Below are 13,207 nucleotides of genomic sequence, written 5' to 3'. Positions count from 1 at the left end.
GCGACGTGAGGGCTATAGCGTAAATCAGTCAAGCCTGTAAGGCGCAACCGAGTTTAGAGATATTGATCCTGAGGAGCGAAGCGACGTGAGGGCTATCATTCACCAGAGTCATGTAGAAATGACTTTCATATCCAAAGAATAAAAGAAAAAAAATAGAGTTTCGTGAGAAGCTTCTTTTTTTGATTTTTTAGCCCAAAATAGTACAAATATGCAAACGATTGCTATTGCGTCGTTGCTTGATTTGTGAAAATAAAAAAATTAGCAAATGAAAACGTTTTATAGATTGGTTTCCCTTGATTTAATCCGTGTAAAGCGATATCATAGAGAAGAACAAAATTTGGAGGAATAACATGTCTCATATTAAATTTGACTACTCAAAAGTTTTGGGTAAATTTGTTGCCCCACACGAAGTGGAATATATGCAACCACAAGTGACTGCAGCAGACGAATTGATCCGCAAAGGAACAGGTGCTGGTAGCGACTTCCTAGGATGGTTGGACCTTCCTGAAAATTATGACCGTGAAGAATTTGACCGCATCTTGAAAGCTGCTGAACAAATCAAATCAGACAGCGATGTTTTGGTCGTGATCGGTATCGGTGGATCATACCTTGGTGCGAAAGCAGCTATTGACTTCTTGAACCACCACTTTGCAAACTTGCAAACCAAAGAAGAACGCAAAGCGCCACAAATCCTTTATGCTGGAAACTCAATCTCATCAACTTACCTTGCTGACTTGGTAGAGTATGTTTCAGATAAAGATTTCTCAGTCAACGTGATTTCTAAATCCGGTACTACAACTGAACCAGCGATCGCTTTCCGTGTCTTCAAAGAACTCTTGGTGAAGAAATATGGTCAAGAAGAAGCCAACAAACGGATCTACGCAACAACTGACCGTGCCAAAGGTGCTGTAAAAGTAGAAGCAGATGCCAATGGTTGGGAAACATTTGTAGTTCCAGATGATATCGGTGGACGCTTCTCAGTCTTGACACCAGTTGGATTGCTTCCAATTGCTGCATCAGGTGCTGATATCAAAGCCCTTATGGAAGGTGCGAATGCAGCCCGTAAAGAATACACTTCAGACAAACTTTCTGAAAACGAAGCTTACCAATACGCAGCTGTTCGTAACATCCTTTACCGTAAAGGATATGCTACTGAAATCTTGGTAAACTACGAGCCATCTCTTCAATACTTCTCAGAATGGTGGAAACAATTGGCTGGTGAGTCAGAAGGAAAAGACCAAAAAGGGATCTACCCAACTTCAGCTAACTTCTCAACAGACTTGCACTCATTAGGTCAATTTATCCAAGAAGGAACTCGTATCATGTTTGAAACAGTTGTCCGTGTGGACAAACCACGTAAGAACGTGATCATCCCTACTTTGGAAGAAGACCTTGACGGACTTGGTTATCTTCAAGGAAAAGACGTTGACTTCGTTAACAAAAAAGCAACTGACGGTGTTCTTCTTGCCCACACAGACGGTGACGTACCAAACATGTACGTAACTCTTCCTGAGCAAGATGCCTTCACTCTTGGTTATGCCATCTACTTCTTCGAATTGGCAATCGCCCTTTCAGGTTACTTGAATGCGATCAACCCATTTGACCAACCAGGTGTTGAAGCTTACAAGAAAAATATGTTTGCCCTTCTTGGTAAACCAGGATTTGAAGAACTTGGAGCAGAACTCAACGCTCGTCTTTAATCAATAGACAAAACGATCTCGTAAGAGGTCGTTTTTTTGTCTGCAAAATAGTTTCATAAAATTTCCCCTTAGATTCAACTATAAAAACACTAGCTAGTTATTTCTCCTGATCATATGGTTATCTCATTGCTAAACTACTGATACTATAGGGTTTCTAGAAGAGCAATAGTTACCGGCACGGATTTTATACTCAAATCCTTTAATATAAAAAGTTATTTGAATATAAAAGTTGTCATTTGTTGTTTCATAATATAAAATAAAAGATGAATGAAAATAATTGAAAAGGGAATGAAAATTATGAAAAAGAACTTGGCTAAATTCTTGTTACTTTCATCTATGCTTGGTGGAATGGCTGTTGCTCACCCGGTTTCTGCGAATACAAAAGCTGCGATTTATGAGTACAAAAATGGTCAGCTAGACCTTGTTCAACAACCAACTTATGAAGGTTTTGAATCGAATCAGCTTTCTTTGAAATTGAAAACAGGTCGTGTCGATGTAGTGGGAGCGCGTGAAGGCAAGAAAGAAAGTGCGCATGATGCAGGAGCCTACCAATTTGCATTGATTTACAAATCTGAAGGTGGCGAAGAAGAGACCGTTGCTAAAGGGCAAAATACAGCAGATGGGACGATCGAATTTGATGATGTGGATCTCTCTGGACTGAATTCTGGAACTGTTAAACTCTACATTCGTCAAACCACAAAAGATGATGGTCGCTTTAAACAGTTGGATAATGGAGAAGGGGAAGTAACAGTGTCCCTTGCTTACGATGGGTCAGGACGCTTGATGGTGGATTCACTTGCAAGTTCAAACCCAATTTATCGTAATTTCATTGCAGGCTATAACGGTTCTGAGACAGGAGGATCCACTTCACCAAGTACAACAAGCCCATCTTCAAGCTCAAGTAGCTCATCTTCTAGTTCAAGTAGCTCAAGTAGTTCGTCTTCTAGCTCAAGTAGCTCATCGAGCTCATCTTCAAGCAGCTCATCTTCAAATTCCTCAAGTTCAACTTCTTCATCGAGCTCAAGCTCTTCTTCTAGTTCTTCCTCAAATTCAAGCGACTCAAGCAAATCTGTCGTTGGCCGTTTATTGCCAAAAACAGGTCAAGAAACAGGTGTCGTTTTGGCAACATTGGGCTTGCTCTCACTTGCAGGGCTTGCTATTGTCTCCCTTCGCAAGAAATTTTAAGATAAGCATCTAAAAGGTCGGATATCTCTCCGATCTTTTTTAGTCTATCAAGACAGGAGTTGGTCCTTGCTTGGTTTTATGTTATAGTAGAAGAGAAGAATAAAAAGGAGAATTCGAAATGTCCGAGAAAGATCAAGAACAATTTATGAAACATACTCCCGTAGAGGGTGCGCCTCAATTTGATGTGGCTGCGCCAGCCTTTGTCCCAAAAGAAGAAGCCGAAGACTTGGTCGTTCCAGAAGCTAGTGGCCTTTCAGTGACGGAGATGGAAGCAATGAAAGAAGAAGCAGACGAGCCAGCTGTTTCAGAAACAGTGGAGCCTCCAAAGATGGATGAAGCAACTGTTGGAGAACATCCGGATGTAGTTGTTGCTCCCCAACCGACTCCTCCATTCCAGCCTGCACCACAAGCTCCTCAAAATATGGCAGCTGAACCAATTGGTCCGCAGACAGTGCCTGTTCCTGAGACACCTATTCCACAAGCTCCTCTTTCTCCTGTTGGAAGACCGATGGATACTGCAGACAAGAAGGCGATTCGTTTTGCCCTTGGGATTTTAGTTGGGATTCTTATCGGTGGTGTCAGTGGCTATTTGATTGGTCATGCTAGCCCTAGTACGTCACCATCTAGAAAGCAGACTTCTTGGTCAGGCAACCAATCTGGTTCTTCTTCCAATATCGATTTGGAGCAATTGACTTCTGAAGACGCGGAAGCCAATTTTAGCTGGGAACAATCTGATATCGAGCAACTTCAGTTTTTGACGGGAAAGGATTCTGGGGAGACTCCTGAGGAAATGGTCGACGCTTATGGAAAGGCTAGTTCCGTTCAATTTGATAGTGGGGAATTGAAATTATTCTGGGATGATAACTCTTATAATAAAGAGGTAAAAGCGACCTACTCTAAGAGAGGAAAAGAATTACAGCTTGTCAAATTTGAATTTAATCAATTTGGGAAAAATCTTACGGTTGAGGACAACTTTGCAGATGGATTCAAAGTTGGAAATAGTGAGACCGGTGCTGGAGGAACCTCTTACAAAGAGCTTTTAGAAAAATACGGTGATGCGGTCAATCTGACGGTGAGTTCATCTGATGATTCAGACGAGATAGAGTTGGTCATGGACTTCCAAAAGAAAAACGGGGACTATGTAGATTTGACCTTTATTCGCCAAGAAAATGGAGATTTCCTCTTGAGTAGTAAAGACAGCTATTAAAAGGATAAGACAAGAAAGAGGCAAGCGCCTCTTTTTTGGGATAAGACGAGACAAATACGCTAATTTTCTATACAATAGAAAGAGTTTGAATAGAAAGAGCATGAAGGATGGAAGAAATGAAACAGTGGATAGAACGTCATAAGCGGATCCTCCAAAAAGCTGCAGGGGCTTTGCTAGCTTTTGTCGTTGGGGCTTGCTTGGTGTTTATGATTCATCCGGTTAAAACCTTACCAAAAGACCGTTTGCTGAGCCTATCTCGAATGCAAGAAGCAAGCCAACAATTTGTCGCTCCTTCTTCAAAAGAGCCGGCTCTAGAAGACTTGTTGTCATTAGAGCTTGCAAGGGGAGAAGGAAAGGTACAAAAAAGTTGGGTGACTTTGTCTGCATTCGTCAAAAAATTTGGAAAAGCAGCGAGCTTTACACAAGAAGATACGAGTTTTGGAGCACAAGTCCAGTTAGGCTATGGGGCTTCTGTGAAGGGGCTCTATCCTTATACCATAGAATTTCAAAAGCAGGATGATGATTTTTATTTGAGCTCGATTCAAGGATTTGCACCAAAGTCGTCTCACTATCAGAGCAAAAAGAACGTAAAACTGGTAGATTTTACAGGCTATCAGACACTAGATGGAAAAAAGGAAAAGGGGACAGCAGTAGAAGATGTCTTGAAAAAATCAGGTCTTCCCAATTCTCTTAGTTTGACCTCTGAAAAGGACAAGCAAGTCCTAGCCCTGTCTTATCAGGTGACAGATGGACTGGTCTCTTTAACCTTTGAACGTGACCAGACTGGTCAGTATCGTTTGACGAAGAAGGGGTGAAGCAGATGATCGAGTGGATGAAAAAGAATCGAAAAGAACTCTTGCTGCCGTTTTTGTGTTTTGTTTTAGGAGTGTTACTTGCGATTGCAAGCATCCAGGTGCAAGAGCAAGGAACCGATACCAAGGAGGACCAAACACTTGCCCATTTCCAGCCAAAGGATTATCAGAATTTGGTCAGCAAGGAACAAGAAATCAAGCAGTTTAAATGGACCATCGAAGCTGTGGCGAATTTGAAAGTTCGTCTCAAGCAGACTCAGCAACCAGGAACCCGCTTGGAAACAGTTGTGACGGAATGGGGGAAAGCCCAAAAAGTTAAGTATACAAAGACAGCTCAAGGGGATAAAACGGTTCTCGTCTTGACCTATGCGGCTAAGCAAACCGATCAGGGAAAGAAAAGTGTGACCTTGTGGTTTGAACAGGAAAGAGACCAGGGGTATCGCTTGACGACAGTGGATGCGACGAATTTGTTGGACGCAAAAGAGAAGACAAGCAGTGAGAAAGAAATCACTACTGAAAAAGAGAAAAAAGGTACAGAATTCGCCCAGCTTATTCAGCAACTAGGAAATCCTCAACGCTTGGTCTGGGGGGAAATGCCAGATGGCGGAATGGGCTATCGCGCGACTTACCAGCTACCAGGGCAGCCAGAAGTGGTGATGGAATTCAAGAAAAAAGCCAAGAAATTAGTGTTGGTATAAGAAAGGAGATATCATTGGACGATCAACGGACAGACATCAAGGCAGCTTCCTCTCACCAGGGTGGGAGCCGCTTGATTTCAGAAGCTGACCTTGCTTCAATAGGGATGGACAATCATCAGGATACTAGAAGCCATTCAGATACAATGGCGTCTTCCCCTTCTTCCTCAAAAGAGGGGATTGGTTCGCTTTTGCGATTTTTTGGGTGGTTCGCCTTGTTTATGGCTTTTGTGTTTGTGCTTCAAAACGAAGTTAATAAAAGCTCTTCTTCATCTTCTTCGAGTGAGGGGATCAATGGTTTATCACGTGATGGTATCAGAACGGAATATCTGACCAGTGAAAATAGTTCTTATATCGCCTCAGCTAATGAATTTCAATTTCAGCCAACCTATGAAAAGGCCATGTCTCTCATTCCTAATTTTGCAGTGGAAGAAAAAAAGACCTCTTTTGGGACGGTAGACCCACAAGATGTCGTTGCAGCATTAGGTAAAGCGAGGAGTGGGGAAGCAACGTATAGTGATAGCAGTTCCAGTCCCTTTTTGCTGACATTAGATTACCAATCAAAGGATGCAGATGGGAAGGTTCTTCTTGAAAAAACAGGTGCCTTTTACAGGATCTCTCTTTTAAGTTTGAAACACTTAAAAAGTGACCGATTTGCGAATAAGAATGGGAGCTTGACGAAGGACGATTTTGCCACTATCAAGGTCGGAATGCCTTATTTAGACCTACTCAATACGGTAGGGATTCCGGATGAAATATATGTATCTGGGCTTTTAGGTTACGGGGAAGCGCCTTCCTTTACCTATCGATTATCGGATTCTCAAACGGTTCAAATCCATTTTGATGGCCGGCAAACCATCAAGGATATCAAATCGAAAGAGGTAGCGACCACACCAGCTTCCTCTACATCTACAGCACAGTAAAAAAATCAGCCGAAGCATTTTAAATAAAAGGAGAGGACAATGGGAAATAAAGACTGGTCGCATCTACGAAATGAGCACCAGAGTCGGTTTTCGAAAGGCCAGCCGAAAGAAGCACCCTTAGAAAAAGGAAGTCCTGAGAAGCTAGAAGATACGCTCGCAAAAGAGCCAGAAGTGCTAGAAGTCCCTGCTTTTCAGGAAGAGGTGAAACAAGAAGAGGAACGAAAAGACGAACCAGCGATTGGTGTGAAGGAGGAATCGTATGATCCAAAGGAAGGCTCATTTGCTACACCTGAAGACGAATCAGCTCAGGTCGTTCTTGCTACACCACTAACAGAAGAAGCAAGGTCAGAAACACCAGCACAAGATACAATAGGTCAGTCTCCTTCAGCTGAGAAAAAAGTAGAGCACCAGGGTGGGAGCCGCTTGATTTCAGAAGCTGACCTGGCTTCAATAGGGGGAGGCAGGCGCCCAGAACCAAGACAACCTGTACTAGACTCCCAATCGAATAGGGCGAAGAACTACGCTCCTTCCTCTAATAGTGGAGGGTCTTCGCTAGCAGCCTTTTTTGGATTATTGGCCATGCTGGGATTATTTGCCTATCTAGCTTCAGGAGGTATCCATAGTGAGGAAGCTCCTTCTACTACTAGTGAATACGGAAGCACTGGCCGGTCTTATGGAACCAGAAAGGAAACCTTGAGGAGTGGCACGAGTACCTTGATTGCTCCGGAGGGGGAATTTCAGTTTCAAGTGACCTATGAGAAGGCGATTTCCCTGATTCCTGGTTTAAGTGAGGGGGATCAAGGCCGTACCTCTTCAACTTATCTGTCTCCGCAGGATGTGGTAGCTGTACTGCGCAAGGCTAGTAGTGGGGAAGAAACCTACCAAGAGGGTAGTGTCGGTCCTTTCATGACAAGCTTGGATTATGAGGCTGAAGGATCTCCTTCTTCCGTAACAGTTTTACTTTCAAATATGATTGGTAGCCGTCTATCTTCTCTTAATTTTGAGAACTTAAACAGTGAGCGATTAGCCAATAAAAATGGCAGTTTGAACAGAGAGGATTTTGCCAATATTAAAATAGGAACCAGCTATGCAGATCTTGTGAATACAGTCGGAATTCCTAGCCGTGTTTCTTGGTCGAGTATGATGAGTTCAGAGTCCTTCTTAATCTTTTACTATAAACTTTCTGATTCGCGATCAGTCATTATTCGTTTTGGAAGTAATCGAACTATTAGTGAAATCAAGGGTCTCGAAGATCCGGCGACATCCACATCGCCTTAGGTATTCATCTCTTTGGGATTGTGGTATAATATGGATACCTTTAATTGAAATGAATGGAGAATCTCATGACTGCACAAAAAATGTCTGCACAAGAAATTATCGCTTTTATTGGAAATGCAGAAAAGAAAACAAATGTGAAAGTAACCTTTGAAGGGGAATTGGCAACAGCTGTTCCAGCTTCTGTCACAAAACTAGGTAATGTGTTGTTCGGTGATTGGAAAGATATCGAGCCGCTTCTTGCCAACTTAACAGAGAATAAGGATTATGTGGTCGAACAAGATGGCCGTAATTCAGCTGTTCCCTTGCTGGATAAGCGCTATCTAAATGCACGTATTGAACCAGGTGCTATTATCCGTGACCAAGTGACCATCGAAGACAATGCTGTCGTGATGATGGGTGCTGTCATCAACATCGGTGCTGAAATCGGTGCAGGAACCATGATTGATATGGGGGCTATCCTTGGTGGCCGTGCAACAGTTGGTAAAAACAGCCACATCGGTGCAGGTGCCGTTCTTGCGGGTGTCATTGAGCCAGCTTCTGCTGAGCCTGTTCGGATCGGTGACAATGTATTGGTCGGTGCCAATGCAGTTGTGATTGAAGGGGTTCAAGTAGGGAACGGTTCTGTCGTTGCCGCTGGCGCTATCGTTACTCAAGATGTCCCTGAAAATGTGGTTGTAGCTGGTGTCCCAGCTCGTATCATCAAGGAAATCGATGAAAAAACACAACAAAAAACAGCACTCGAAGACGCCTTGCGTAATTTATAAGATATTGATAGTAGAGGCCGCAAGGCCTCTATTCTAATAGAAAGAAGACGACGATGACATTGGATTTAATCAAAATCAGACGGGATTTGCACCAAATCCCTGAAATTGGCTTGGAAGAGTTTGAAACCCAAGCCTACCTCTTAGAGAGAATCGCAGAGATCACAGCGGGCAAGGAATTTGTAGAGCAACGGACTTGGCGGACCGGGATCCTGGTTTATCTCCATGGGTCTGCTCCTGAAAAAACCATTGGTTGGCGGACAGATATCGATGGCTTACCGATCGTGGAACAAACGGGCCTTGATTTTGCCTCCAAGCACGAAGGACGGATGCATGCTTGTGGTCACGATATGCACATGACGACAGCCCTTGGACTTTTGGATCAACTGGTCCAAGTACAACCAAAAAATAACCTGCTCTTTCTCTTCCAACCAGCTGAAGAAAATGAGGCTGGTGGAATGCTCATGTATAAGGACAATGCTTTTGGCGACTGGCTCCCTGATGAATTTTATGGTCTGCATGTGCGCCCTGATTTGAAGGTGGGGGACATTGCGACCAATACGGGTACCCTTTTTGCGGGGACCTGTGAAGTCAAGATCACCTTTACAGGAAAGGGAGGGCATGCCGCCTTTCCACATGAGGCCAATGACGCTCTTGTAGCAGCCTCTTACTTCATTACCCAAGTCCAATCGGTCGTGAGTCGAAATGTCGATCCGATTGAAGGGGCTGTGGTGACCTTTGGTTCCATGCATGCAGGAACAACCAATAATGTAATTGCTGAGACAGCCTTCCTTCATGGGACCATTCGGACCTTGACCATGGAGATGAACCTTTTGACTCAAAAACGGGTCAAAGCCATTGCAGAAGGAGTTGCAGCAGCCTTTGATGTGAAATTGAACCTGGAACTCAAGCAAGGGGGCTACCTGCCTGTGGAAAACCAACCAGAATTGGCCAAAGAACTCATGGACTTTTTCACAGCTGAGAAAGACGTGAACCTGATTGATATTCTGCCTGCGATGACAGGAGAAGACTTCGGCTTTCTCTTGAGCAAAGTCCCGGGTGTCATGTTCTGGCTGGGGATTGATACCCCTTATGCCTTGCACCATCCGAAGATGAGCCCAAATGAAGCAGCCCTTCCCTTTGCTGTGGAAAACATTGGTAAATTTTTGAAAATGAAGGCCAACCAATAAAGGAATGATTCAACTCCGTCTGGAGTTGGATTTTTTCTTTGTTGTAAAAAAACTGTTCGGATCTTTCCTAAAAAATGATACAATAAAAGCTAGACAAAAGGAGTAGGGAATGAAGAAAACACTACGAAAAGAAACCATTGCAGCTATGAAAGCACTGCCGCAAACTATAAAAACTCAAGCAGATGAAGAGCTGACTCAGCGCCTCTTGGAGTTACCAGCTTTTCAGGAGGCAAAGACCCTTGCGACCTATCTGTCTTTTGGCCATGAAGTTTCCACAGCTGGCTTGATCCAAGCTGCTCTTCAACTTGGAAAACGCGTCTGTGTTCCCCGTACCTATCCACAAGGGCGGATGGAATTTGTGGAATACGATCCTGACATTTTAGAAAAGACACGCTTTGGTTTGTTGGAGCCCAATGAAAAAGGAAGGGTTGTGGAACAGTCAGAGATTGATCTGATCCATGTACCAGGCGTGGTCTTCCAGTCAAAAGGCTACCGAATTGGCTATGGTGGTGGCTATTATGATCGTTATTTAGCAGATTTTACTGGAAAAACGGTTAGTACGATTTATTCCATCCAGCAGAAGGAGTTCCAGCCAGATACGTTTGATCAGGCAGTTCAGGAGGTGCTAGTCTATGAAGTTGCTCTTTGATCGTCGTTATCCTGTGACCAGCATCTTATTGCTCGTCACAACGGCAGTCTTTCTTTCCATGTTTATCCGATTTGGAAGTGACTACCAAACGGGTGCTGCTGTTTACTATAGCGGTGGGATTATCGGAGAAGTTGTGGAAGCTGATCCAAGCCAGTTATGGCGAATCGTGACAGCTACATTTGTTCATATCGGCCTAGAACATTTTGTGCTCAATATGATCACCCTCTATTACTTGGGACGTCTGGCAGAAGATCTCTTTGGATCGAAGGCTTTCTTAGCTCTTTATCTCTTATCAGGAATGATGGGCAATGTTTTTGTTGCTATTTTTACGCCAGATGTGATTGCGGCAGGAGCTTCTACAGCCCTCTTTGGACTGTTTGGGACCATTGGTGCTTTGCGTTTTATTGTCCAAAGTCCCTATATTCGCCATTTGAGTCAGTCCTATACCAGCTTGATTGTGGTCAATTTGATCTTTAGCTTCATGCCAGGAATCAGTATGGCGGGGCACATCGGTGGTTTAGTAGCTGGGGTCATGTTGGCTTATGTCTTTCCAGTAAGAGGGGAAGCTCGTTTTATGAACCGAACCTATCAGATGAGTGCTGCCCTATCTTATCTCTTACTTTTGCTTTATTTCTTAGGTAAAATCTTGAATCTATTTTAAGAAGAGGCTAGGACAAAAGTCCTAGCCTCTTAATTGTTTTTGGATTGTCGAGCAAGACGCAGTGGTTGAGTGGGCTCTACTACGCTGATTTCATCAGCTTTTACAGCCCTACTCAACTGTGCGGAGGTGGGACGACGAAATCGAATTCTAACGAATTACCGATTTCTGTCCCACTCTCTTTTTTTCCTAAAAAATGTAGTGCAATCGTAAACTAACAGAAAATTGTTTGAAATCTCAATAAATATATATAATTTACATAGAAATGAGTTGATAGAAAGATAATTTAGGAAATAATAGAATAAAAACAAGTCTGGTAAGCGTTTGCAAAAATAACTAAAAAGAGGTAGACTAGGAGTATAAAAAATCAGGAATAGTGCCTTTTTTAAAAGGGACATTCGAAAAGGAGATTTGCCATGAAGAAATGGTTGTTTAAACTTTCATTGGTAGCAATGACATTTTTGCTCCTACCAGTTCAAGCAGTTCAAGCCTGTTGTGGCTTTATCATTGGTCGTCAATTGACCAAGGATGGGACCACTCTCTTTGGTCGGACAGAAGACTACCCTTACTATCCAAATGGTGGCAAGCACAACAAGAACTATGTGGTTGTTGATGCGAAGAATTATAAGGAAGGGGATCAACTGGAAGACGAATCCAATGGTTTTACCTATCCACATGCTGCTAGTGAAATGAAATACACAGCGACTTATGACTCTGCTCGTGGAGATGGTAGTAACGGTGCTTTTGGTGAACACGGATTTAACGAAGCCGGTGTTTCTATGACCTCAACTGTTACAGCAATTCCAAACAAAAAAGTCTTGAAGACTGACCCGTTGACAGAAAACGGAATTCCAGAAGCTGCTATGTTGGACGTAGTGTTACCACGCGTTAAGTCTGCTCGTGAAGGGGTTGAATTCCTAGCTAAAGTCATTGAAGAAAAAGGATCGGCAGAAGGGAATGTTGTCGTTTTTGCAGACCAAAATGAAACTTGGTATATGGAAATTCTTTCTGGACACCAATATGTAGCGGTAAAAGTCCCAGAGGACAAATATGCAGTCTTTGCAAATACCTACTACCTTGGTCATGTGGATTTGAATGATAAGGAAAACGTGATCGCTTCGAAAGATGTCGAAAAGGTAGCTAAAGAATCTGGTAACTACAAGACAGACAAAGATGGGAACTTCCATATTGCTAAATCTTATGGACCAGAAAAATATGCTGAAGGAGACCGTTCACGTACTTACGCAGGAATCACTCTTTTGGATCCAAACTCAAAAGTGACTTATGAAGATGATGAATATGAACTCTTCCGCTCACCAACAGATCCAAACAAGAAATTTACTTTGGAAGATGCTTTTGCATTGCAACGCAACCGTTTTGAACACTTAAATGGTCGTTTTGTTCCAGATGATCAAATTGGTGTCAAGAAACAAGGGGATAATGGTAGCAACGATACTGTTCGGAAAGACCAATACAAGTATGCTTTAGGAAACGAAAACGTCATCGATGCCCATGTCTACCAAATCAATCCAAACCTTCCAAAATCATTTGGTGGTACGTTATGGCTTGGTATGGGACCATCTCGGAACACTCCTTATGTTCCTTTCTATGGAAATGTAAAGGATACCTATAAAGCTTTCAAACCTCAAACTGCTACCTATGATCCGAATTCATGGTATTGGACAGTATGGCATATTGACCAGATGGCCATCAATAATCAAGACCTCTTTGGAAAATCGATTCAAAATCACTGGAAAGCTCTCGAAGAACAATTGATCATTGAACAGAAGGTTAGTGATAGCAAATATGCAGCCTTGAAAGCGGATGAAGCTGCAGCAAAAGCAGTTGAAGATAAAGTGACTGAGGATGCTTTAGCTCGGTCTGAACGTCTCTTCAAACAATTCAAGCAATATGAGTCTGAATTATCTGCAACTCTTAAAGAAGCAGGTCGTACAGATGATCCATACCGTGCATCTTTACCAGATGACTACAAGGATCCAACAGAATCAAGTACCGAGCCAAGCAAGGAAGAAACAAAGCCAAGCACAGAGTCAAGTACAGAACCAAGCAAGGAAGAAACGAAGCCAAGCACAGAGTCAAGTACAGAACCAAGCAAGGAAGAAACGAAACCAAGCACCGAAGCAAGTAC

Annotated in this window: 12 protein-coding genes; all 12 read left to right on the top strand. The window is 42.9% G+C overall.

Annotation, left to right across the window (positions count from 1 at the left end; genetic code table 11):
• Positions 1-350 precede the first annotated feature (350 nt).
• Entirely contained in the window at positions 351-1,700 is a 1,350-nt protein-coding gene (locus tag GMC92_RS08525; protein WP_003008998.1) for a glucose-6-phosphate isomerase, read from the top strand.
• A 288-nt stretch (positions 1,701-1,988) separates the two neighbouring features.
• A complete protein-coding gene (locus tag GMC92_RS08520; RefSeq protein WP_223345558.1) occupies positions 1,989-2,885 on the top strand; it encodes an LPXTG cell wall anchor domain-containing protein in 897 nt (298 codons plus the stop codon).
• A gap of 118 nt (positions 2,886-3,003) precedes the next feature.
• Positions 3,004-4,092, top strand: coding sequence for a hypothetical protein (locus GMC92_RS08515; protein ID WP_155200165.1), 1,089 nt, complete (start codon positions 3,004-3,006; stop codon positions 4,090-4,092).
• A 107-nt stretch (positions 4,093-4,199) separates the two neighbouring features.
• Positions 4,200-4,907, top strand: coding sequence for a hypothetical protein (locus GMC92_RS08510; RefSeq protein WP_049483074.1), 708 nt, complete (start codon positions 4,200-4,202; stop codon positions 4,905-4,907).
• A 5-nt stretch (positions 4,908-4,912) separates the two neighbouring features.
• Entirely contained in the window at positions 4,913-5,602 is a 690-nt protein-coding gene (locus GMC92_RS08505) for a hypothetical protein (protein ID WP_155200164.1), read from the top strand.
• Positions 5,603-5,616: 14 nt separating this feature from the next.
• Complete coding sequence (locus GMC92_RS08500; RefSeq protein WP_155200163.1) at positions 5,617-6,522, top strand: hypothetical protein; 906 nt, start codon at positions 5,617-5,619, stop codon at positions 6,520-6,522.
• A 39-nt stretch (positions 6,523-6,561) separates the two neighbouring features.
• Positions 6,562-7,800, top strand: a complete 1,239-nt coding sequence (locus GMC92_RS08495; RefSeq protein WP_155200162.1) for a hypothetical protein — start codon at positions 6,562-6,564, stop codon at positions 7,798-7,800.
• A 65-nt stretch (positions 7,801-7,865) separates the two neighbouring features.
• Positions 7,866-8,564 carry a 2,3,4,5-tetrahydropyridine-2,6-dicarboxylate N-acetyltransferase gene (dapD, locus tag GMC92_RS08490; protein ID WP_003016885.1) on the top strand — a complete coding sequence of 233 codons (699 nt, stop codon included), beginning with the start codon at positions 7,866-7,868 and terminating at the stop codon, positions 8,562-8,564.
• A 53-nt stretch (positions 8,565-8,617) separates the two neighbouring features.
• Positions 8,618-9,751, top strand: a complete 1,134-nt coding sequence (locus tag GMC92_RS08485; protein WP_061591265.1) for an N-acetyldiaminopimelate deacetylase — start codon at positions 8,618-8,620, stop codon at positions 9,749-9,751.
• Between the two features lie 109 nt (positions 9,752-9,860).
• Positions 9,861-10,400 carry a 5-formyltetrahydrofolate cyclo-ligase gene (locus GMC92_RS08480; RefSeq protein ID WP_061591264.1) on the top strand — a complete coding sequence of 180 codons (540 nt, stop codon included), beginning with the start codon at positions 9,861-9,863 and terminating at the stop codon, positions 10,398-10,400.
• Complete coding sequence (locus GMC92_RS08475; protein ID WP_024054928.1) at positions 10,384-11,061, top strand: rhomboid family intramembrane serine protease; 678 nt, start codon at positions 10,384-10,386, stop codon at positions 11,059-11,061. The genes GMC92_RS08480 and GMC92_RS08475 overlap by 17 nt, the downstream gene beginning before the upstream one ends.
• 413 nt (positions 11,062-11,474) lie before the next feature.
• A partial coding sequence (locus GMC92_RS08465) for a C69 family dipeptidase (protein WP_241672900.1) occupies positions 11,475-13,207 on the top strand: 1,733 nt, incomplete at its 3' end.

The organism is Streptococcus parasanguinis, assembly GCF_009717775.1.
GTDB classification, from domain to species: Bacteria; Bacillota; Bacilli; order Lactobacillales; family Streptococcaceae; genus Streptococcus; species Streptococcus parasanguinis_AG.
Note: the sequence above shows the minus strand (reverse complement) of the source record. Positions and strands in the feature narration are given on the sequence as shown.